The organism is Microbacterium sp. Ld4 (assembly GCF_045066555.1).
In the GTDB taxonomy this organism is placed as follows: domain Bacteria; phylum Actinomycetota; class Actinomycetes; order Actinomycetales; family Microbacteriaceae; genus Microbacterium.
Genome location: NZ_JBISHE010000013.1, coordinates 730,445 through 751,284, shown reverse-complemented (window position 1 = coordinate 751,284; position 20,840 = coordinate 730,445). Strand labels below are relative to the sequence as shown.

18 protein-coding genes and 1 tRNA gene are annotated in these 20,840 nt (G+C 70.2%); 4 read left to right on the top strand and 15 right to left on the bottom strand.

Translation table 11 applies throughout. The features are described from left to right. The first annotated feature begins 65 nt into the window (after nucleotides 1–65). Nucleotides 66–1,097 (top strand): NADP-dependent oxidoreductase, encoded by a 1,032-nt coding sequence (locus ACJJV7_RS14295; protein WP_405373634.1) that lies wholly within the window; start codon nucleotides 66–68, stop codon nucleotides 1,095–1,097. Further along, the gene (locus ACJJV7_RS14290) at nucleotides 1,097–1,372 is read left to right on the top strand and encodes an acylphosphatase (protein ID WP_405373636.1); all 276 of its coding nucleotides are present in this window, start codon (nucleotides 1,097–1,099) and stop codon (nucleotides 1,370–1,372) included. Before ACJJV7_RS14295 ends, ACJJV7_RS14290 begins: the two co-directional genes overlap by 1 nt. A gap of 2 nt (nucleotides 1,373–1,374) precedes the next feature. Here the strand turns inward: ACJJV7_RS14290 and ACJJV7_RS14285 are convergent, their stop codons facing one another. From ACJJV7_RS14285 to ACJJV7_RS14245, 9 genes are all read right to left on the bottom strand, one after another. Next, nucleotides 1,375–2,148, bottom strand: coding sequence for an amino acid ABC transporter ATP-binding protein (locus tag ACJJV7_RS14285; protein ID WP_405373637.1), 774 nt, complete (start codon nucleotides 2,146–2,148; stop codon nucleotides 1,375–1,377). Then, nucleotides 2,135–2,809, bottom strand: a complete 675-nt coding sequence (locus ACJJV7_RS14280) for an amino acid ABC transporter permease (RefSeq protein ID WP_405467871.1) — start codon at nucleotides 2,807–2,809, stop codon at nucleotides 2,135–2,137. The genes ACJJV7_RS14285 and ACJJV7_RS14280 overlap by 14 nt, the downstream gene beginning before the upstream one ends. A 67-nt stretch (nucleotides 2,810–2,876) precedes the next feature. Continuing rightward, a complete protein-coding gene (locus tag ACJJV7_RS14275; RefSeq protein WP_405373641.1) occupies nucleotides 2,877–3,677 on the bottom strand; it encodes an amino acid ABC transporter substrate-binding protein in 801 nt (266 codons plus the stop codon). Nucleotides 3,678–3,786: 109 nt separating this feature from the next. After that, nucleotides 3,787–4,833: an NAD(P)H-dependent flavin oxidoreductase gene (locus ACJJV7_RS14270; RefSeq protein ID WP_405374903.1), complete on the bottom strand. Its 1,047-nt coding sequence runs from the start codon at nucleotides 4,831–4,833 to the stop codon at nucleotides 3,787–3,789. A 79-nt stretch (nucleotides 4,834–4,912) separates the two neighbouring features. After that, on the bottom strand, nucleotides 4,913–5,602 hold the full coding sequence (gene rplA, locus ACJJV7_RS14265; protein WP_405373642.1) for a 50S ribosomal protein L1: 690 nt from the start codon (nucleotides 5,600–5,602) through the stop codon (nucleotides 4,913–4,915). A 13-nt stretch (nucleotides 5,603–5,615) separates the two neighbouring features. Further along, the gene (rplK, locus tag ACJJV7_RS14260; RefSeq protein WP_405373644.1) at nucleotides 5,616–6,047 is read right to left on the bottom strand and encodes a 50S ribosomal protein L11; all 432 of its coding nucleotides are present in this window, start codon (nucleotides 6,045–6,047) and stop codon (nucleotides 5,616–5,618) included. A gap of 182 nt (nucleotides 6,048–6,229) precedes the next feature. After that, nucleotides 6,230–7,237, bottom strand: a complete 1,008-nt coding sequence (gene nusG / locus ACJJV7_RS14255) for a transcription termination/antitermination protein NusG (protein ID WP_405373646.1) — start codon at nucleotides 7,235–7,237, stop codon at nucleotides 6,230–6,232. A gap of 64 nt (nucleotides 7,238–7,301) precedes the next feature. Further along, nucleotides 7,302–7,565: a preprotein translocase subunit SecE gene (secE, locus tag ACJJV7_RS14250; protein WP_405373648.1), complete on the bottom strand. Its 264-nt coding sequence runs from the start codon at nucleotides 7,563–7,565 to the stop codon at nucleotides 7,302–7,304. Between the two features lie 44 nt (nucleotides 7,566–7,609). Next, nucleotides 7,610–7,682, bottom strand: a tRNA-Trp gene (locus tag ACJJV7_RS14245). A gap of 248 nt (nucleotides 7,683–7,930) precedes the next feature. Between ACJJV7_RS14245 and ACJJV7_RS14240 the strand changes: the two genes are divergently transcribed. Then, a complete protein-coding gene (locus ACJJV7_RS14240; RefSeq protein ID WP_405373650.1) occupies nucleotides 7,931–9,751 on the top strand; it encodes an HSP90 family protein in 1,821 nt (606 codons plus the stop codon). Then, the gene (locus ACJJV7_RS14235) at nucleotides 9,751–12,552 is read left to right on the top strand and encodes a hypothetical protein (RefSeq protein ID WP_405373652.1); all 2,802 of its coding nucleotides are present in this window, start codon (nucleotides 9,751–9,753) and stop codon (nucleotides 12,550–12,552) included. Before ACJJV7_RS14240 ends, ACJJV7_RS14235 begins: the two co-directional genes overlap by 1 nt. Before the next feature lie 142 nt (nucleotides 12,553–12,694). Here the strand turns inward: ACJJV7_RS14235 and ACJJV7_RS14230 are convergent, their stop codons facing one another. The 6 genes from ACJJV7_RS14230 to ACJJV7_RS14205 are packed head-to-tail and all read right to left on the bottom strand — an operon-like array spanning nucleotide 12,695 to nucleotide 20,769. Then, the gene (locus tag ACJJV7_RS14230; RefSeq protein WP_405373654.1) at nucleotides 12,695–14,059 is read right to left on the bottom strand and encodes an NAD-dependent succinate-semialdehyde dehydrogenase; all 1,365 of its coding nucleotides are present in this window, start codon (nucleotides 14,057–14,059) and stop codon (nucleotides 12,695–12,697) included. 21 nt (nucleotides 14,060–14,080) lie between these two features. Then, on the bottom strand, nucleotides 14,081–15,541 hold the full coding sequence (locus tag ACJJV7_RS14225; RefSeq protein ID WP_405373656.1) for an NAD-dependent succinate-semialdehyde dehydrogenase: 1,461 nt from the start codon (nucleotides 15,539–15,541) through the stop codon (nucleotides 14,081–14,083). Then, nucleotides 15,538–17,091, bottom strand: a complete 1,554-nt coding sequence (locus ACJJV7_RS14220) for an APC family permease (RefSeq protein WP_405373658.1) — start codon at nucleotides 17,089–17,091, stop codon at nucleotides 15,538–15,540. Before ACJJV7_RS14220 ends, ACJJV7_RS14225 begins: the two co-directional genes overlap by 4 nt. Next, the gene (locus ACJJV7_RS14215) at nucleotides 17,088–17,993 is read right to left on the bottom strand and encodes a universal stress protein (protein ID WP_405373660.1); all 906 of its coding nucleotides are present in this window, start codon (nucleotides 17,991–17,993) and stop codon (nucleotides 17,088–17,090) included. The genes ACJJV7_RS14220 and ACJJV7_RS14215 overlap by 4 nt, the downstream gene beginning before the upstream one ends. Beyond that, nucleotides 17,990–19,363, bottom strand: a complete 1,374-nt coding sequence (locus tag ACJJV7_RS14210) for a flavin monoamine oxidase family protein (protein ID WP_405373662.1) — start codon at nucleotides 19,361–19,363, stop codon at nucleotides 17,990–17,992. The genes ACJJV7_RS14215 and ACJJV7_RS14210 overlap by 4 nt, the downstream gene beginning before the upstream one ends. Further along, nucleotides 19,360–20,769 carry an amino acid permease gene (locus ACJJV7_RS14205; RefSeq protein WP_405373663.1) on the bottom strand — a complete coding sequence of 470 codons (1,410 nt, stop codon included), beginning with the start codon at nucleotides 20,767–20,769 and terminating at the stop codon, nucleotides 19,360–19,362. The genes ACJJV7_RS14210 and ACJJV7_RS14205 overlap by 4 nt, the downstream gene beginning before the upstream one ends. Nucleotides 20,770–20,840 lie beyond the last annotated feature (71 nt).

Sequence of the window (20,840 nt, the reverse complement as noted above, 5' to 3'; positions counted from 1 at the left end):
CTGGGGTTCCCACTGAGCATCACTGTGCGGCCGATGTCGACCGTCACGGGGAACAGGAGCGACGGATGCGATTCCGGCCACTGCGATCCGCAGCCCCCACCACCTCCGACCGTGTCGACGTGACCGCGCCGCCTCCGACGATGACGGCCATGGTCTTCGACGAACCGGGCGGCTGCGACGTGCTTCATGAGAGCCGGATGCCGGTGCCCCGGCCCGCGCTGAGCGAGCTGCTCATCCGCGTGGTCGCCGCCGGCGTGAACCCGATCGATGCGAAGACCCGGGCCGGCCGCGGCGTCTCGGGGCAGATCGCCGGATACCCCGCCACGCTGGGGTTCGATTTCAGCGGCGTCGTCGTGTCGACCCCGTTCGAGGCGCATCCGCTCCAGCCCGGCGACCAGGTGTTCGGCATGGTCCCCTTCCCACGGACGGGCGGCACCTACGCGGAGTACGTCGTGGTCCCGAGCCTCTCGGTCGCCCGCAAGCCTGCGGCCCTCTCGCACGTCGAGGCCGCCGGCGTCCCGCTCGCCGCACTGACGGCCTGGGGCCTCGTCGTCGAGACCGCGCACGCCCACGAGGGCCAGCGCATCCTCATCCATGCCGGCTCCGGCGGTGTCGGGCATTTCGCGGTGCAGCTCGCCGCCTACTTCGGCGCGCACGTGACCGCGACCGGATCAGAGCGCAACCTCCCCTGGCTGCGCGAGCTCGGAGCATCCGTGGTCGTCGACTACGCCACGACCCGCTTCGAGGACATCGTGGGCGAGATGGACGTCGTCATCGACCTCGTCGGCAACGTCCACGACGACACCGGGTCGCGCTCGCTCAGCGTCATCCGGCCCGGCGGCCTCTACATCATGGTCCCCACCGGGGCGTGGGACGAGTACGCGGATGCCGCAGCCGCGGCGGGCGTCCGCGCCACCACCTACAAGGTCATCCCCGACGGCACCGTGCTCGCCACACTCGGCCGGCTGCTCGAATCGGGTGCGATCCAGGTCTACGTCGACCGCGTCTTCGAGCTCTCGGCCGCCGGCGAGGCGCACCGCGAGATCGAGCGCGGCCATTCGCGGGGCAAGCTCGTGCTGAGCGTGGGCGAGGCGTGATGCGGCGCGTCCACGTTGCGGTCCGGGGCCTCGTCCAGGGCGTCGGCTACCGGTTCACGATGCGCGCCACGGCGGAGGGGGCGGGCGCCACGGGGTGGGTGCGCAACCGGCACGACGGCTCGGTCGAGGCCGAGGTCGAGGGCACGCGGGAGCAGGTCGACGCGGTGCTGGACTGGGCGGCGAAGGGTCCGCGCGGCGGACGGGTGGACGCCGTCGAGGTCGCCGACGTCGCTCCTGCCGGAGGGCAAGGCTTCGAGGTGCGCCCCGACGCGTGAGGTCAGTCCTCGAGGGGGCGCAGGATCCGGTCGAGGAAGCGCCGGGTGCGCTCCTGGGCGGGCGCGGTGAACATCGTCGACGGGTGACCCCGCTCGACGACCACACCGCCGTCGAAGAACACGACCTCGTCGGCGACCTGCCGGGCGAACCCGAGCTCATGGGTCACGATGACCATCGTCCACCCCTCATCGGCGAGCTCTTTGAGGACGAGGAGCACCTCCCCGACCAGCTCGGGGTCGAGAGCGCTCGTCGGCTCGTCGAAGAGCAACAGGTCAGGGGTCAGTGCGAGCGCGCGGACGATGCCCACGCGCTGCTGCTGACCGCCCGAGAGCTCGTGAGGGTAGGCGTCGCGCTTCTCGGTGAGCCCCACGCGCGCCAAGAGGCGCTCGGCGTCGGCGACGGCCGTCGCGCGCGGCACCTTGCGGGCGTGGACGGGGCCTTCGATCACGTTCTCGAGAACCGTCAGATGCGGGAAGAGGTTGTGCTGCTGGAACACCATCGCCGACCGGTCGCGGAGGGAGGCCCGACTCGCCTTCGATGGGGTAGCGGCGAAATCGAAGCGCTCACCACTCGAGAACTCGACGACACCGGCATCCGGGGTCTCGAGGCCGTTCAGGCAGCGGAGGACCGTCGTCTTGCCCGATCCGCTCGGCCCGATCAGGCAGGTGACGCGTCCGGCTCCGACGGAGAGGTCGATGCCGTCGAGGACGAGGTTCGAGCCGAACGACTTCTTCAGGCCGGTGACGGTGATCAGAGGGGCGTCAGTGGGCGACACGGCTGTCGAGCCTCCGTTCGATGCGGTCCTGCCCGAGCGACAGGATGAAGCAGAAGACCCAGTAGATGACCGCGGCCTCCATGTAGATGATGAGGAACTCGTAGCTGAACGCGGCGATGTTCTGCGCGACGCGGAACATCTCCGTGACGGTGATCACGGCGGCGAGCGAGGTGTCCTTCACCAGCGAGATGAAGGTGTTCGACAGCGGCGGCACGGACACCCGGGCCGCCTGGGGGATGATGATGCGCCGGAGCGTGGTCGCTCGGGAGAGACCGACCGTGAAGCCCGCCTCCCACTGTCCCTTGGGCACCGAGAGGATCGCGGCGCGGATGACCTCCGCGGCGTAGCCGCCGACGTTCAGCGAGAAGGCGATGATCGCCGCGGGGAACGCGTCGATGCGGATGCCGAGCTGCGGCAGCCCGTAGAACACGAGGAAGAGCTGCACGAGCAGGGGCGTACCGCGGATGGCCGAGACGTAGATGCGGGAGATCGCCGACAGGAGCCGGTTGCCCGAGATGCGCATGAGCGCCGCGCCGACCGCGAAGACGAGTCCGATCGCGAACGACGCGATCGCCAGGGGCACGGTGACGGTGAGCCCCGCGCTCAGGAGGGGCCAGAAGGAGGTGCCGATCAGCTGCCAGGTCTCTGCGTCCACCAGCATCCTTTCCGAAGGGGAACGGGCTCGGTGCCCGCCTCATGGCGAGGCACCGAGCCCGGGGGAACCTGCGTCACTCGGTGACGTCTGCTCCGAAGTACTTGTCGCTGATCTCGGCGAGGGTTCCATCTTCGCGCAGTTCGTCCAGTGCGCCGTCGATGGCCTCGATGAGAGCGGTCTTGTCCTTCGTCGCCGCGACGGCGCTCTGAGCGGGGTCGTCGGTCTCCGCCGCCACCTTCAGGCCGGTCGGTCCGTTGGTCTTCTCGTAGTCGAGGTAGGTCAGCTCGTCGTTGACGGTCGCATCGACGCGGTCCTGACGGAGCAGCTCGACGGCCTGGGCCCAGCCTTCGATGGCTTCGACCTTGGCGCCGTTCTCCTCGGCGAGGGTGTACCAGTTGCTGGTCAGCGACTGCGCGGTGGTCTTGCCGGCGAGGTCGGCGAAGCTCGTGATCGAGTCGTCGCCCTCCTTGACGACGATCACACCCGACGAGACGGTGTACGGCGTGCTGAAGAGGTACTTCTCCTCACGCTCCGGGTTGATCGACACCTGGTTCGCGATGACGTCGAACCGGCCCGCGTCGAGGCCGGCGAAGATGCCGTCCCACTGCGTCTCCTGGAACTCGACCTCGAGGTCGAGCTTCTCCGCCACGGCCTCGATGATCTCGACGTCGAAGCCGACGAGCGCACCGGTCTCATCGTGGAAGGTGAAGGGGCGGTACGTTCCCTCGGTCGCCACGGTGAGCGTTCCGCTCTTCACGAGCCCGAAGTCGTCGCCCGCGGCGGCGCCGGGCTCGGTGGAGTTCGAGGAGCAGGCGGTCAGCACCAGGGCGGCGCTGAGGGCGAGGACTCCGAAAACGGCAGGACGACGGGACATGGATCTCCTTGGTGAGGGGGTGTGATGCGCGCGCGGATGCTGTCGGCCCGCGCGACCTCTCAGTACAACACGCAGGAGCCGAGGTTCTTCCCGCAGGTGACGGACTGTTTCACGCGAGATCGCCGGGGAGCCCGGCGATGAGCTCGGCGAGCACGGCGTCGGCGTCGTCTCGGGGCGCCAGGGGCGCCGCCTGACCGGCCCACAGGGAGCTGAGCTCGGGGTCGCCGGCCGCGGCGGCGCGGAAGACCCCAGTGAGCCAGTTCTGAGCGGGGAAGGGCGCGATCGCCCCGCTCGCCTCGATCTCGCGGACCGCACGGTTCAGGATGCCTCGGGCCAGCCGCCCGCTCATGGCCCGGGTGAGGACGGTGCCGGTCGCGCCGACCCGCGCCAAGGCCGCCCGGTGGGCGGCCGAGGCCGCCGACTGACGGGTGCGGAGGAACGCGGTGCCCACCTGCACGCCCGACGCCCCGAGCGCGAAAGCCGCCGCGACCCCTCGGCGATCGGCGATGCCGCCCGCGGCGATCACCGGCACATCGACCGCGTCGACGACCTGCGGTACGAGCGCGAACGTCCCGATCAGCGAGTCCTCGGGCCGGCCGAGGAAGGTCACCCGGTGCCCCGCCGCCTCGGCGCCGCTCGCCACGATCGCATCGACCCCGCCTTCGGCCAAGGCGACAGCCTCCGCCACCGAGGTCGCCGTTCCCACGATCCGGATGCCGCGCCGGTGCGCCTCGTCCACGACGGCGACGGGAGGGGCGCCGAACACGACGCTGAGCACGGCCGGCGCGGCATCCCACACCGCGTCCAGCTGCTCGTCCAGCGGCGGCAGGAAGCGTGCGGGAAGGTCGGGCTGGCGTGCACCCGCGGCGGCGAGCAGCGGCGCGACCGCCGTGCGCGCGGCGGTCAGGTCGACGGCGCCGGGGGTGACCTCATCCCCGGTCGGGAGCCAGAGGTTGACGGCGATGGGCCGATCGGTCGCGGCGCGGAGGGAGGCGAGCGTCTGAGCGATCCGCTCGGCGGAGTATCCGTACAGGCCGTACGACCCGAGCCCGCCCGCCTTGCTGACGCCTGCCGTCAGGGCGATCGACGACAGCCCGCCGAACGGCCCGAGAACGACCGGCACATCGATGCCGAACAGCGAGGAGACGTCGCGGATCACCCTCGAACGCTACCAAGCCGCACGAACGACGACGGGGCCCCACCCGAAGGTGGAGCCCCGTCGTGATGACGAAACGTCAGGCGAGAGCGTTGACGTCCAGCGGGATGCCCGGACCGAACGTGGTCGAGATGGCGCCCTTCTGGATGTAACGGCCCTTCGCGCTCGAGGGCTTCAGACGCACGATCTCTTCGAGAGCGGCGTTGAAGTTCTCGTTCAGCTGGTCCTCCGAGAAGGACGCCTTGCCGACGACGAAGTGCACGTTGGCGTGCTTGTCGACGCGGAACTCGATCTTTCCGCCCTTGATCTCCTCGACGGCCTTGGCCGGGTTGGGGGTCACGGTGCCGGTCTTGGGGTTCGGCATGAGGCCACGGGGTCCGAGGACCTTTCCGAGGCGACCGACCTGGCCCATGAGCTCGGGCGTCGAGACGGCGGAGTCGAACGACGTCCAGCCGCCGGCGACCTTCTCGATGAGCTCGGCGCCGCCGACCTCATCGGCGCCCGCGGCGATGGCGGCCTCAGCGGCCGGGCCCGTCGCGAACACGATGACGCGAGCGGTCTTACCCGTGCCGTGGGGCAGGATGACCGTGCCGCGGACCATCTGGTCTGCCTTGCGCGGGTCGACAGCGAGCTTCAGCGCGACCTCGACGGTCGAGTCGAACTTCTTCGAGCCGGTCTCCTTCGCGAGGGCGACTGCCTCGGTGGAGGAGTAGAACGTGGAGCGGTCGATCTTCGCCGCTGCTGCTTCGTAAACCTTGGACTTAGCCATGATGTTGTTCTCCTCAGCCCTCGACCGTGATGCCCATGGAACGGGCGGTGCCGGCGATGATCAACGAGGCGGCCTCGATGTCGTTGGCGTTCAAGTCGGGCATCTTCGCCTCAGCGATCTGACGGACCTGCTCCTTGGTGAGCTTCGCGACCTTCGTGGTGTGCGGGGTCGGCGAGCCCTTGGCGACGCCGGCGGCCTTCTTGATGAGCTCAGCTGCCGGCGGGGTCTTCAGGATGAACGTGAAGCTGCGGTCCTCGTAGACGGTGATCTCGACGGGGATGACGTTGCCGCGCTGCGACTCGGTCGCGGCGTTGTACGCCTTGCAGAACTCCATGATGTTGACGCCGTGCTGACCGAGCGCGGGCCCGATCGGCGGCGCCGGGTTGGCTGCACCGGCATTGATCTGAAGCTTGATCAGGCCGGTCACCTTCTTCTTGGGTGCCATTCCTCTTCCTTTCACGAGCGAGGCGGGTGCCTCGTTCTCCCGCGGTCCCGGCGGTTCCGGGTCGCGGTGGTGTTCGCGCGCACGGCGATGCCAGGCGCAAACCACCCGAGTCTACCGCACCGGAGGGCGCCCCGGCGAACGACGAAGGCCCCGCCGGAGCGGGGCCTTCGAGGAGATCGGTCTTACTGCTTGGTGACCTGGTCGAAGCTGAGCTCGACCGGCGTCTCGCGCTCGAAGAGCGAGACGAGCACGGTGAGCTTGCCGCTCTCGGGCTTGATCTCGGAGATCGATCCGGGCAGACCCGCGAACGAGCCCTCCTTGATCGTGATCGTCTCGCCGATCTCGAAGTCGACCTCGGTGATGACCGAGCGAGCCTGCGTGGCCGACCCCTTGGTCGCGCCGCCCTTGGCCGGCGCGGTCTCCTTGGCTTCGACGAGCGGCTTCAGCATCGTGAAGGCCTCTTCGAAGCGAAGCGGGGTCGGGTTGTGCGCGTTGCCGACGAAGCCGGTGACACCGGGCGTGTGGCGGACGACCGACCAGGTGTCTTCGTTGAGTTCCATGCGAACGAGCACGTAGCCGGGGATCCGGACGCGCGTGACCATCTTGCGCTGGCCGTTCTTGATCTCGACGACGTCCTCCATGGGGACCTCGACCTGGTAGATGTCCTCTTCGACCTCGAGCGTCGACTTGCGCTGCTCGATGTTGGCCTTCACCTTGCGCTCGAACCCGGCGTAGGAGTGGATGACGTACCACTTGCCCTCGAGCGAGCGGAGCTCAGCGCGGAAGGCCTCGTAGGGGTCGTCGGAGACGGCATCCTCGTCGTCGCCGAGCTCGGGACCGTCGTACGGGGTGACCTCGTCGGCGGCCTCGGCGGCACGCTCGGCCTCCTCGTCGGCGAGCGACTCGGTGAGGACCTCCGCCGCAGCCTCTGCTTCGGCGGCCTCATCGATCTCGAGCGCGTCGTTGACGACGGCGTCGGCCTCGGGGTCGGCGATCACGACGTCGTCGTCACCGGCGGGCGCGTCGTCGACGTCGTCGGACTCGTCCTCGATGTGAAGAGCGGCGTGCTCGGCGGACTCGGCGGAGCGCTGCTGATCGGCGAGGATGTTGCCCTCCTGGGCTTCGTCGTCCTCGCTGGACTGCTCGGCGGCAGTCGACCAGTCGGAGTCGTCGACATATCTTTCAGACACTTGCTTCACTTCCCTCGGGGATGCGGATGCCGTGACGGCATCCGGGCGTGTGGGGGTCAGTGCGTCAGGACGGAACGCCGAACACGATGTCGACGATCCAGGTGAACAGGACGTCGAGACCGGAGACGAACGCCATGACCACGACCACGAAGGCCAGGACGACAGCGGTGAACTTCAGCAGCTCCTGGCGGGTCGGTGTGACGACCTTCCGGAGCTCTGCGATCACCTGGCGGATGAAGAGGGCGATCCGCTGAAAGAAGTTGAGCTTCTTCTCACGGGCGGCGCCGCCTGATGCGACGACCTCGCCGTTCGGCTCATCCTGGACCATTCAACCCACCTGTTGCTCGGTTCGAGTCAGCTGACGCTGACGCGCAGGGCGGACAGGAATCGAACCTGCAACCTGCGGTTTTGGAGACCGCTGCTCTGCCAATTGAGCTACCGCCCTAAGGTCTTTCGACCCGGGAATCCGCATCTTCCTTACACCGCACCGGCAGACGAATCCACCGCCCAGGCATGACAAAAGAATGCAGACAACTGCATCCGCAAGTGTACGGCATGCTCCGGAGGGTCGCGAACCCGCCCGACTCACGGTCGGCGCATCGGTGCGTGTCGCTACGCTGAAAGCGACCCCGGCGACGCGACACCCTGCGCCACGACGCGCGCGCGGGCCCCGACCGACATCGAGGAGCGCTGGTGACCGAGCCCGCGGACGCGCAACAGTTCCAGGTCGACCTCCGTGGAGTGATCGACCTACTGAGCAGGCACATCTACTCCAGCCCTCGGGTCTTCCTGCGCGAGCTCCTGCAGAACTCGGTCGACGCGATCGCGGCGCGGCGCGCACAGGACGGCGGCGGCGGCCGCATCCGGATCACCCCCGTCAGCGCCGCGTCGGACGAGTTCGTCCTGCGCGACGACGGCATCGGGCTCAGCGAGACCGACATGGCCGATCTGCTCGCCACGGTCGGCCGGAGCTCCAAGCGCGACATCTTCGACCTTCCCCGCGGCGACTTCCTCGGCCAGTTCGGCATCGGGATGCTGTCGTGCTTCATGGTGTGCGACACGATCGTCATCCGATCGCGGAGCGCGTCGGGTTCGCCCCCCGTGGAGTGGACCGGGCACGCCGACGGCACCTTCACCGTGACGCCGTACACCGGCGAGCTCCCGGTCGGCACGAGCGTGCACCTGACCCCGCGCAGCGACAGCCGCACGCTCCTGAGCACCCCGACCGTCACCGAACTCGCCGAGACGTTCGGGCGCTACCTGCCCGTGCCCATCCAGATCGATCTGCCGGCCGGCGGCGAGGCCCTGATCACCCAGCCGCCGCCGTATCTGAGCGACGACCCCGAGGTGCGGCGCGCGTATGGGCGCGAGGTCATCGGGGCGGAGCCGCTGGACGTCATCCCGATCTCCGTGCCCGCCACCCAGACGCGCGGACTCGCCTTCGTGCTGCCGTTCGCTCCCCCACCCAGCTCGCGGCAGAGCACGCGTGTGTACCTCCGGCGGATGCTGCTCACCGAGCGCGCCGACGACCTGCTCCCGGACTGGGCCTTCTTCGTGCGTGCGGTCGTCGACTCGGGCACCCTGCATCCCACCGCCAGCCGTGAGTCGCTCGTCGACGACGACGCCCTCGAGCAGACGCGGGAGGAGATCGGCGCGGCGATCCGGCGATGGATCCTCGACGTCGCGCACCGCGATCCCCTCCGGCTGGCGCAGTTCGTCGCCGTCCACGAGGTCGCGATCAAGTCCCTCATCCGCCACGACGACGAGCTCGCCCGCTTCATCATGCGCTGGCTCTCGGTCGAGACGACGGTCGGCCGCCTTCGCATCGAGGAGCTCGTGCGCCGCTTCCCCCACGTCCGCTACGCCGAGACGGTCGACGAGTTCCGCCAGGTGGCGAGCATCGTGGCCCCCGGGACCGCCCTCGTCGACGGCGGCTACCTCTACGACGCCGACCTCATCCGCCGTCTGCCCGAGATCTTCCCCGGCGTCACGGTCGAGCACGTCGACGTGATCGGGGAGATCGACCGTCTCGACCTGCCGCCCCTCGACGATCGCCGCGCCGCGGCATCCGTCGAGTCCCGCGCCGCGTCGGCACTGCCGCAGCTCGAGATCGTCGTGCGCTCGTTCGAGCGTCCGGAGCTGCCGAGCCTATTCGTCGCCGATCCCGAGGTGCTCCGTGCGCTCGACCGGGGCCGTGCCCGCAGCGCCGGCGGCGCGCTCTGGGGCGGCGTCCTCGACCGTGCGGCCGGAGTGATGGCGTCGGCCCGCTCCGCCGACGCCGGGACCCCGACCGCGCGGCTGTGCCTGAACTGGACCAACCCGCTCGTCCGCAAGCTGGCCGCGACACCGCCCAGCCGCGTCTTCGATCTGAGCCTGCAGCTGCTGTACGTGCAGGCCCTTCTCGCCGGGCATCACCCCCTGGGACCCGACGACCGCGCGCTGATGTCGAGCGGCCTCGCCGAGCTCGTCGACCACGCCCTCGATGCACCCCCGACCCCCTCCGAAGGAGCCTGATGACCAGCTACGCCGCCCGCATCGACGCCCTGTTCGACCAGATCAGCACGACCCCGTGGGGCCCGGAGGAGAGCGCGCTGGTCGCCCAGGCCGTCGCCCTCGCGCAGGAGAGCGGCGACGAGCGGCGCGAGTACGAGGCGCGCCTCCGGCAGACCTCGAGCGCCAACATGAACGGCGACACCGACCTCATGCTCACGTCGTTCGCCTGGTGCCTCGCCCATCACGACAGCGATCCGGAGCGGTTCCCCGCGGAGATCGACGCGGCCGGCGACGTGCTCTGGCAGTTCAAGTGGATGGCGGGCGCCCTCGGCGGCTCGCCCGAATTCTCAGCTGAGCAGATCGCTGCCGTCCTCGATGACATGGCAGACCACTATCGCCGGGCGGGTGTCGGCGAGAGCGGTGTGCTCATGGCGCGCTTCGATGCGGCATGGGGAGCGGGCAGGCTCGACGAGGCCACCGAGCTGCAGCGGCAGCTCGAGAGCGCTCCCCGTGACGACTACAGCCACTGCGACGCCTGCACGCGCAGTCAGTTCGCGGGCTTCTTCGTCGAGACCGGACGCGACGCCGAGGCGATCGAGCTCGTCGACGAGCTCATCGACGGCGGCTTCGCCTGCGGGGAGGAGCCCGAGCACGCCCTCGCCCGGGTGCTGTTGCCGTCCCTCCGCGCCGGAAAGCTCGACGAGGCGCGATCGGCTCACCTGCGCAGCTACCGTCTCTCCAAGGACAGCCCCGACAAGCTCGCGATCGTCGCGCACCACATCGTCTTCTGCGCCGTCACCGGCAACGAGGCCCGCGCGCTGGCCCTGGTCGAGCGCCACCTGCCCTGGCTGGCGCACGACGGACTGAACGCCCACGCCCACCAGTCGGCGCTGGCCTCAATCGGGATCGCACTCGACGCCGTCGCCGCGGCCGGTCACCCGGATCTCACGGTGCGCGGATCGGATGCCGACACACTCATCCCCTTCTTCGGCCCGCACGACGGCCCCTGGGCGGTGGGCGATCTGGCCGGTGCCGCGCACGGCGCGGCCGACCGCATCGCCGCCGCGTTCGACGCCCGCGACGCGAACACCGCCCACAGCGAGCGTCTGCGCCGGCTCCGTGAGACGGGCCGTGAGCGCTACGACGTCCCCCTCGGCTCGCACGACTTCGCCGCCACGGTCACCGCCGCGGCGCCGCAGACCCAGGACGAGCGCTACGACCGGGCAGCGTCGCTCTCGCACGTCGGCTCGACCGCGGCGCTCGAGGCGATCCGCGCGGCTCTTCCGGAGGCCACCGACACCCAGCGCGTGGAGCTCACCTCGATGCTCCTCGGCGGTCTCCTCGCGACCGACCAGGTCGCCGAGGCCGATGCGGCGCTGCCCTCACGGGTGGCCGCCCTCCGCGCGGTCGGCCGCGATGAGCGAGCCGACATCGAGGAGCGTCTCGGCCTGCTGCTGTTCGGGCAGGGCATCGCCGAGGCCGAACCGGCGCTGCGCGCCGAACTCGCACAGGCGTCGGGCGCGGCCGCCGAGGTGCGGGCCGATCTGACCGCGACCCTCGCGATCGCCCTGTCGTACGGCGACGACCCCGCCCTCGTGGCAGGAGCCGCCTCCGACGCGGCGAAGCTCTACGTCGAGGCGGGCGAGCCGACGGCGGCGGCCGGCATGCGGCTGCTCGAGGTCGACGCACGGGCGCGCAGCGGGCAGCGCGACGCCGCGGAGACACTGGCGGACGCTCTCGTGGCGATGTCGCTCAGCGACGGGCATCGCGCCCGTGGACTCATGATCCGCTCGCAGCTGCGGGCGATGACCGAGCGGTTCTCCGACGCCGCCGCGGATGCCGACGAGGCCACCCGCCTGCTGCTCGGCCTCGGCGCCGACGACGTGCTGATGGGTCAGGCGTTCGTGCGTGCAGGAGCCCTCCACGAGGACGCCGGCGACCCCGGGGCAGCCGCATCGCGCTTCCGCCTGGGTGCCGACCGTCTCGACGCCGCCGGGCTGCCGTCGTTCCAGGTCCGCTACCGCCTCGGCCACGCGATGCTCCTCGCCGGCTCGGCCCACGCCGCGACCGACGTGCTCGACGACGTCTACCGCGAGGAGACCGAGGCGGATGAGCTCCCGGGTTCGCGGGCGCTGACCCTCACCCTGCTCGCGCGCGCCTTCGAGGCGGCCGAGGAGCCCGGAGCGGCCTACGGCGCGTGGACGGGCGTCGCAGATCTGCTCGAGCAGGCGGAGGATGCCGCCGGGCAGGCCTTCGCCCTGGTCCAGGTGGGGCGCCTCCTCGGGTGGTTCGGCGAGTGGGACGACGCGGTGACCCCACTCACCGAGGCGCTGGGCCTGGTGCGCGGACGAGAGGACCAGGTCACCCTCGCCGCCGAAGCGGTGCACTCGCTCGCGCAGGTGCGGATGCGATCCGGCGACCTCGACGGCGCACTCACGACCATCGACGAGGCGCTGACCATCGGCCGCGCAGCAGGCGACGCGTGGTACCTCAACGACGTGACCGACACCCGGGCGCACATCCTGGCCGAGCAGGGCCGCGTGGATGAGGCGGTCGCGTCGGCGCTGCAGGCCGCCGACGGCTTCGCGGGGCTGGGCGATGTCACCGCGGCAGGTCGCGCCGAGCTCCTCGCCGCGCGCATCCTGACGGACGCCGAACGCCTCGGCGACGCCGTCCCGCTGTATCGGGCCGCGATCGAGCACGCCGAGGCCGGTGAGGCCGAGCCGATGCGCGTGACCGCGGCACTCGAGTTCGGCGACGTCCTCGAGAAGCTCGGCCGCCTTCCGGAAGCCGCCGAGGTCCGCGCGACCCTCCCCGCCTGAGCGAGCCGGCGGGCCTCCGGGATGCGGGTCCGCACCGCGCCCAGGAAGCCCGCCGTCCCCGCCCAGACCTCATCGAACGGCGACGGGGACGGACCGTGGTCCGCCCCCGTGCTCCCCCGCTCCCCAGCGTCGACTCTTCGGGTCAGCCGATCCGGACCAGTTTCTTGTTGACGAACTCGTCGGCCGCCAGCAGTCCCAGCTCTCGGCCGGTGCCGCTGCGCTTGATACCGCCGAAAGGCAAGCCCGGCTCATCGGCGAGGACGAGGTTCACGTAGACCATCCCCGCCTCGATGCGATCGGCGACGCGGCGGGCCTGCTCGTCGTCGGTGGTGAACACGTAGGAGCCGAGACCGAAGGGGGTGTCGTTCGCGATCCGGACGGCCTCGTCCTCGTCGGCCGCGCGGTACACGACGCCGGCGGGCCCGAACAGCTCCTCCCGGTAAAGCGGCATCTCCGGCGTCACGTCGGTGAGCACGGTGGGCGCGAAGAACGCTCCGGTGCGCGTGCCTCCGGTGACGAGGGTCGCGCCCTGGGAGACGGCATCCGAGATCTGCTCCTCGAGGCGTTCCGCCGCCGCCACCGACGAAAGGGGCCCGAGCACCGTGTCGGAACTGAGCGGGTCGCCCACCGATGCGGCCGCCATCTTCGCCGCGAAGGCGTCGACGAAGCCGTCGTAGAGGTCGCCCACGACGATGAACCGCTTGGCGCCGTTGCAGGACTGACCGGTGTTGTCGAGACGTGCGTCGACCGCGGCCTGCGCCACCGCGTCGAGGTCGTCGGCCGACAGCACGAGGAACGGGTCGGAACCGCCCAGCTCGAGGGCGACCTTCTTGAGGTTGCGGCCCGCGATCTCCGCCACCGCGGCTCCCGCGCGCTCCGAGCCGGTCACCGACGCACCGTGGATGCGCGGATCGGCGATGACCTCGGCGGCCTGGTCGTTCGTCAGATACACGTTGACGTACGCGCCCTCGGGGAAGCCGGCGTCACGGTAGATCGCCTCGATCGCCGCGGCCGACTCGGGGCACTGTGGTGCGTGCTTGAGCAGGATCGTGTTGCCGATCGCGAGATTGGGGGCCGCGAACCGGGCGACCTGGTAGTACGGGAAGTTCCACGGCATGATGCCGAGCAGAGCGCCGAGCGGGGCCTTCCGCACCACGGCGGTGCCCTCGCCCTCGATCTCGATCGGGGTGTCGGCCGTGATCTCCTCGATGTGATCGGCGTAGTACTCCGTGATGTCGGCCGCGAAGTCGACCTCGCCCAGGGCGCCGTCGATCTGCTTGCCCATCTCCCGCACGATGATCGCCGCGAGGTCGTCACGGCGCTCCCGGTGCAGCGCCGCCGCGCGGCGGAGGAGGTCGGCGCGCTCGGCGGGCGTGGACGAGCGTCCCCAGCCCCGAGCCGCGGCATCCGCTGACTGCAGGGCGTGCTCCACCTCGTCGGCGGTCGCGGTGGGATACGTCGAGAGGGTCTCGCCCGTGGCGGGATTGACGACTCGGTAGTCGCTCATGGATGCTCCGTTCCTCCCCGCTCAGGCGGGGATCAGGGTGTACTTCACGTTGAGGTACTCGTGGATGCCTTCGGCGCCGCCCTCGCGGCCGACACCCGACTGCTTGACGCCGCCGAACGGCGCGGCGGCGTTCGAGACGACGCCCACGTTCAGGCCCATCATCCCGGTCTCGAGCCGGTCGATCATGCGGTGCCCGCGCGCGAGGTCTTCGGTGAAGACGTAGGAGACGAGCCCGTACTCGGTGTCGTTCGCGAGGCGGACCGCGTCGTCCTCGTCGGAGAAGGTCGAGATGGCGAGCACCGGGCCGAAGATCTCCTCCCGGAGGATCGCGCTGCCCGGGACGACGCCCTGCACGACGGTCGGCTCGTAGAACGTGCCCGGGCCCGCCACCGCGTTGCCGCCGACGAGCACCTCCGCGCCGCGCTCCACGGCGTCGCCGACGAGCTCCTCCGCCTTCGCGACCGCGCGGTCGTCGATGAGCGGGCCGATCTGCACACCGTCCTCGGTGCCGCGGCCGATCCGCATCTCGCCCACCCGCTCGGCGACCCGGCGGGCGAACTCCCCCGCCACCGACTCGTGGACGATGAAGCGGTTCGCGGCGGTGCAGGCCTGACCGATGTTGCGGAACTTCGCGAGCATCGCCCCGTCGACCGCCTTGTCGAGGTCGGCGTCGTCGAACACGACGAACGGCGCGTTCCCGCCGAGCTCCATCGACACCCGCAGCACGCCCTCGGCAGCCTGCGCGATGAGCTTCTGCCCCACCGGGGTGGAGCCCGTGAACGAGAGCTTGCGCAGCCGCGGGTCGGCGATGATCGGGCCCGCGACCGCGCTCGACGACGTGGTCGTCACGACGTTCACGACACCGTCGGGCACTCCCGCCTCGGCGAGGAGCTTCACGAAGTACAGCGTCGTCAGCGGGGTGAGCTCGGCGGGCTTGACGACGACCGTGCACCCGGCTGCGAGCGCCGGAGCGATCTTGCGCGTCGCCATCGCGAGGGGGAAGTTCCACGGCGTGATGAAGAACGACGGCCCGACCGGACGCTGCGAGACGATCATCCGACCGGTGCCCTCGGGGTTGATTCCGTAGCGACCCGTGATGCGCACCGCCTCCTCGCTGAACCAGCGGAGGAACTCGCCGCCGTAGGCGACCTCTCCCCGCGACTCCGCGAGCGGTTTGCCCATCTCGAGGGTCATGAGCAGGGCCAGGTCCTCCTTGTGCTCCTGCACCAGGTCGAAGGCGCGGCGGAGGATGTCGCTCCGGCGCCGGGGCGGAGTGGCCGCCCACGACTCCTGTGCGGCGACGGCCGCATCGAGGGCCGCGATGCCGTCGGCCGGCGACGCGTCCGCGATCTCACGGATGACGTCGCCCGTCGCAGGATCGTGCACCGCGAAGGTGCGGGAGCCCTCGGCGTCGCGCCACGCGCCGCCGATGAACAGCTGGCCCGGCACCTGCGCGAGCAGATCGGTCTCTACGGAGGTCATGTGGTCTTCTCGCTCTCTGCGCGCAGTCGGCGCGCGCTCCGGGGTGCGTCCATACCCAGCGTCTCACCGCGGAAGAAGGCCGGGCGCCGCACGGCCTGCCAGATCATGATCGCCACGCCCACGACGATGATGACCATGCCGAGGATGAAGACGATGCCGATGCCGCCGATCTGCGAGCCCGAGCCGTAGGCCGGGTCCATCGAGTCGATGAGGGTCGTGAAGAACAGGACCGCCAGGATGACTCCGCCCACCAGGGGGAACAGGAACGTGAAGAAGACGTTCCGGGCCGAATCGAACCACTGCTTGCGGAAGTACCAGACGCACGCGAACGCCGTGATGCCGTAGTAGAAGCAGATCATCATGCCGAGGGTGAGGATCGTGTCCCAGAGCGTGTCCTCGCTCACCAGGCGCATGACGACGTAGAAACCGGATGCCACGGCGGCCGACACGATCGTCGCGAACCCCGGGGTGAAAAAGCGCGGGCTCACCTTCGCGAACGAGGGCGGAAGGGCGCCGTAGTGCCCCATCGCCAGGAGCGTCCGGGCCGGTCCGACGAAGGTGGACTGGAGCGACGACGCCGAGCTGGTGAGCACCGCGAGCGACACGAGGAAGGCGAGCGGTCCGAGCACGGGGTCGGAGAGGAAGAAGAACACGTTGGCCTGGATGTCCTCGTTGCCGAGGCCCAGCTCGCCCGTGCCGACGCCCGCGAACATGATCATCGCGACGGCGAGCAGCAGGTAGAGCGAGACGATCGTGACGACGGTCAGCGTCGCGGCACGGCCCGGCGTGCGTTCGGGGTCCTTCGTCTCCTCGTTCATGGTGAGGGTGACGTCCCACCCCCAGAAGATGAAGATCGACAGCGACAGCCCGGCCGCCAGCGCGCTGAACGACGAGATCGCGAACGGGTTGAACCACTCGAGGTCGAACGGCTGGAAGTCGAACGCCCCGCCGCCCACCGCCTGCGAGATCGCTGCGACGGCGAACACGACGAGCACCACGACCTGGAAGGTGACCAGGACGTACTGGAGCTTCTGCGTGGTCTGCATGTCGCGGTACGAGATGAAGGTCGCCCCGAGCATGAAGAGCAGACAGACACCGATGTTGATCCACACCACGAAGGCGAGATCGGCGACCGCTGCATCTCCGGTGAGCTGCGAGATCAGCAAGAAGAGGAACTCGACCGCGACGCCGGCGAGATTCGAGAGCACCAGGATCGTCGCGACGATCAGCCCCCAGCCCGCCATCCATCCCACCCACGGTCCGAAGGCACGGGTCGCCCAGGTGAAGGAGGTGCCGGCATCCGGCATCCGGTTGTTGAGTTCGCGATAGCCGAACGCGACCAGCAGCATCGGGATGAACCCCACTAGGATTACGGCCGGGATCTGCGCGCCGACGGTCGAGGCGGTGGGGCCGATCGCCGCGGTGAAGGTGTAAGCCGGGGCGATGCAGGAGATGCCGATCACCACGGCGCCGATCAGGCCGATCGTCCCGGCGCTCAGCCCCTTTTTGGAGAGTCCCTCATCGGTCTTCGCGGGTGCCTGCTGGCTCATCGGCCTGCTCCTTCTGCTGCGCTGGCGCCCTCGGGTGGGCGGGTGCGGGGAACGACGATCATGGGCACGGGGATCTCGTGCAGGAGCTTGGCGGCGGTCGACCCGAGGAAGAGCCGGCGCGGCTGGGCGAGGCGGCTCGATCCGACGAGGATCAGCTCGCCGGGAAGCCACTCGAGGTGCGAGACGGCATCGTCGATGCTGTCACCGCGCGCGGCGACGATCTCGGCCTTCACCCCGGCGGGAAGGCCGGCGAGGACGGTCGTGAGCACCTCCTCGGCGTGGGCGGCGCCGGCGAGGCGGATGACGCCGGTGTCGACGGTGGCCGGGAGATCGACCGTCACGAGGGAGACGAGCCGCAGCGAGGCGCCCGTGGAGATGGTCAGGGCGACCGCCTCCTCGAGGAGCACGTCGGCCCCGGCGCGGGTGCCGATCGCGACGGTCAGCCGCGGCACGCCCACCCCGGCGACCCGCTTGCGGGCGCCGCGCGGCGCGAGCACGACGGGGACGTCGGACGAGTGGAGGAGCTGGCTCGATGTGGAGCCGAGGCGGTGCCGCCCGCGCGAGCCGCCGTCGGCGGCCCCGACGACGATGTGCGATGCGCCGAACTCGTCGGCGGCCTCGACGAGGCCCTCCGCGAACGAGTCGGCGTAGCGCGCGTGCTCCCGGTGCGTGATGCCCTCGGGGACGTCGGCGGCCGCGTCGCGCAGCCACGCCTCGGCCTGACCGAGGAGGTAGCGGTCGAAGGAGGCATCGGGCGGCGTGATGACGCTCCGGCCCTCGGCGGGCAGGACGAGCACGATGTCGAGCTCGGCGCCCGCTGCAGCGGCGAGGGAGGCGGCGACAGCGACGGCGTCGCGTCCGGTCTTGGTCGCGGTGTAGCCCACGACGATGCGGGCGCTCATCCGCGGACCCCGTCCAGGATGTTCTGCGCCGCGAGCCGTCCCATGCGGATGGCGCCGTCGACGTGCTGGTATCCGGCGCCCGCGAGGTCGCTGCACGCGAAGTGGATCGGACCGACGGGGGTGCGGAGGTCGGCGCCGTACCGGTGGAGCCCGCCGAGATCGAAACTCGCCGCGTACGCGCCGCGCGTCCACTCCTCGGTCCCCCAATCGCTCTCGTAGTACACCGACGGATGCATCGCGTCGGGGCCGTAGTAGTGCGACAGCGACGTGAGGATCCGGTCTTTGCGCTCGTCGGCGCTCAACCGGAACAGATCGTCGGCGTTCTGATCGGAGACGAAGCCGACGAGGGTGCCCCGCTCGTCGCCGTGGTTCGAGTTGTCGTAGGCCTCGTGCACGAGCTCGTAGGGGCTGAACGCCGTCGCGGACAGGCCCTGCTCGCGCCAGAACGGGCGGTCGTAGACCGCGTGCACCTTGATGACGAAGCCCATCGAGATGTGCTGGTGCATCTGGTGCTGCAGGCGCGGGAGCGGCGGGACGTAGGAGATCCGGTTGTAGAGGACCGGCGGCACGGCGAGCACCGCGCTCCGCGCGCGGACGCTCATGCCGTCGGCGACGGCGCGCACCCACGGCGACGCGTCACCGGCATCCGAGTATTCGATGGTGCGCACGGGCTGGTTCAGGAAGACGTCGTCGCCGAGGCGCTCGGCGAGCAGCACCGGCACGAGCTGGAGGCCGCCGACGACCCGCTTGTCGAGGATGAAGTCGGCGTCGACGAGGTTCGAATAGCTGCCGGCACTCGCCGCCATGAGGAGCGACTGCAGCAGCGAGAAGGCGTGCGTGGGTTTGGTGAGCATCGCCGAGCCGGTCGCGAAGGCGAGGTTCCGCACCGCTTCGTCGTCGCCTGTCTGCGTGCGCAGCCACGCATCCCAGGAGATGCGGTCCCACTCTGCGGCGTTCGGATGCGCCCACGGCCGGTCGGGGTCGACCTCGGCGACCATCGCGTCGAGGCGGGCGGTGATCTCGTCGATCGCCTTCTCGGTCTCGGCGCTCACGGGGAACATCTCCCCCGTGAAACGCGACGCCGTGCCGTCCGGTCCGACGTAGACGCTGTCGCCCTCGCGGTAGCGGCTGAAGGTCTCGAGCCCCAGCTCCGCGACGGTCTCGATGAGGGCGTCCTGGTCGGGAGAGACCCACTGGCCACCGAGTTCGAGCATGGCGCCGTCGATGACGTCGGTCCACAGCCGCCCGCCGACGCGCTCCCGGGCCTCGAGGACCGCGACGGAGAGCCCGGCCTCTCGGAGCTTGTTCGCGGCGGTGAGGCCGGCGGCGCCGGCGCCGATGATGACGACGTCTCGGGTGATCTCAGTCATTCGGGGTTTCCTTCGTGGACGGCGGGTGAGGAGGCGTGGTCGGGGCGACGGCGGAGGTTGCGGCGCACGAGCGGCCAGAACAGGAGCAGGACCCCCGTGGCGATGAGGCTCGTCCAGACCTGCGAGCGGCCCGAATCGGTCGTGAGCATCACGACGACGACGGCCGCGATGGCGGCGACGAGGAAGATGTTCAGCCACGGATGCAGCCAGACCTTCAGCTTCAGCTTCGCGACCTCGTCGGGGGTCATCTTCTGCCGCAGCCGCATCTGCGTGAGCGCGATGAAGACGTAGACGAAGAGCGCGACGAGGCCGGCCGAGTTCATGATGAAGTCGAAGATGCCCGAGCTCGGGGCGAGGAAGTTCACGAGCGTCGCGATGAGTCCGCCGATCGTCGAGGCGAGCAGCGCGACGACGGGCACGCCGGTGCGCGAACGGGTCGCGACGACCTTCGGGGCGAAGCCCTTCTCGGCGAGCGCGGCGAACATGCGCGAGGCCGAGTAGAGGCCCGAGTTGAGCACCGAGATGACGGCCGTGAAGATGACGAGCTGCATGATGACGCCGGCCCCGGGGATGCCGAACCTCTCGAGGGCGATCGTGAACGGGGCGTTCGCGACGTCGGTCGGGACAGGGAGCTCGTCCCACGGGACGACGGTCACGATCACGAGCACCGAGCCGACGAAGAAGAGCAGGATGCGCCAGATGATCGTGCTGGTGGCCTGCCGGATGCCCTTGCCGGGGTCGACCGACTCGGCCGAGGCCATGACGGCGATCTCGGTGCCGAAGTAGGAGAAGATCACCAGCGCGACGCCGGTGAAGGCGACGCCGATGCCGTTCGGGGCGAACCCGCCGTGCTCCCAGAGGTTCGGGACGGCGAAGGCGGCGTCGGGCCACAGCCCCAGGGCGAAGAGGATGCCGGCGCCCAGGAACACGACGATCGCGACCACCTTGATGCTCGCGAGCCAGAACTCCACCTCGCCGAAGGTGCGCACGGAGATGACGTTCGTGCCGACGAAGATCGCGATGAGGATGAGCGACCACGCCCACGACGGCACCGCCGGGAACCACGTCTGCATCGTCTCGCCGCCGAGCACCGCTTCATAGGCGAGCACGCCGACCCAGAAGTACCAGTACAGCCAGCCCACGAGGTAGGCGGCCCAGTCGCCCAGGCCGACGCGCGCATACTCCATGAACGAGCCGATCGCGGGACGGGATGCCGCCATCTCGCCGAGCATGCGCATCGCGAGGAACACGAGCAACCCGCCGACGAGGTACGAGAGCACCGCGGCCGGACCGACCGTGCGGATGACGTTGCCGGAACCGACGAACAAGCTGGCGCCGATGATGCCGCCGAGGGTGATCATCGTGACGTGGCGCGAGCGCAGCTTGTTGGACCGCGCCTTCGTCACGGCGCCGAGCCCCGCGGACGTCTCCGGCGAGACGGGTCCGCGCCATCCGTTCGACCCCGGCGGCGCCACGA

What these genes read in the sequence shown, in the direction of transcription:
- secE (WP_405373648.1), bottom strand. Translation starts at nt 7,565, where the DNA reads ATGGTCCAGGATGAGCCGAACGGCGAGGTCGTCGCATCAGGCGGCGCC.
- ACJJV7_RS14230 (WP_405373654.1), bottom strand. Translation starts at nt 14,059, where the DNA reads ATGAGCGACTACCGAGTCGTCAATCCCGCCACGGGCGAGACCCTCTCG.
- ACJJV7_RS14280 (WP_405467871.1), bottom strand. Translation starts at nt 2,809, where the DNA reads ATGCTGGTGGACGCAGAGACCTGGCAGCTGATCGGCACCTCCTTCTGG.
- ACJJV7_RS14235 (WP_405373652.1), top strand. Translation starts at nt 9,751, where the DNA reads ATGACCAGCTACGCCGCCCGCATCGACGCCCTGTTCGACCAGATCAGC.
- ACJJV7_RS14275 (WP_405373641.1), bottom strand. Translation starts at nt 3,677, where the DNA reads ATGTCCCGTCGTCCTGCCGTTTTCGGAGTCCTCGCCCTCAGCGCCGCC.
- rplK (WP_405373644.1), bottom strand. Translation starts at nt 6,047, where the DNA reads ATGGCACCCAAGAAGAAGGTGACCGGCCTGATCAAGCTTCAGATCAAT.
- ACJJV7_RS14290 (WP_405373636.1), top strand. Translation starts at nt 1,097, where the DNA reads ATGCGGCGCGTCCACGTTGCGGTCCGGGGCCTCGTCCAGGGCGTCGGC.
- ACJJV7_RS14215 (WP_405373660.1), bottom strand. Translation starts at nt 17,993, where the DNA reads ATGAGCGCCCGCATCGTCGTGGGCTACACCGCGACCAAGACCGGACGC.
- ACJJV7_RS14295 (WP_405373634.1), top strand. Translation starts at nt 66, where the DNA reads ATGCGATTCCGGCCACTGCGATCCGCAGCCCCCACCACCTCCGACCGT.
- ACJJV7_RS14210 (WP_405373662.1), bottom strand. Translation starts at nt 19,363, where the DNA reads ATGACTGAGATCACCCGAGACGTCGTCATCATCGGCGCCGGCGCCGCC.
- ACJJV7_RS14220 (WP_405373658.1), bottom strand. Translation starts at nt 17,091, where the DNA reads ATGAGCCAGCAGGCACCCGCGAAGACCGATGAGGGACTCTCCAAAAAG.
- ACJJV7_RS14225 (WP_405373656.1), bottom strand. Translation starts at nt 15,541, where the DNA reads ATGACCTCCGTAGAGACCGATCTGCTCGCGCAGGTGCCGGGCCAGCTG.
- rplA (WP_405373642.1), bottom strand. Translation starts at nt 5,602, where the DNA reads ATGGCTAAGTCCAAGGTTTACGAAGCAGCAGCGGCGAAGATCGACCGC.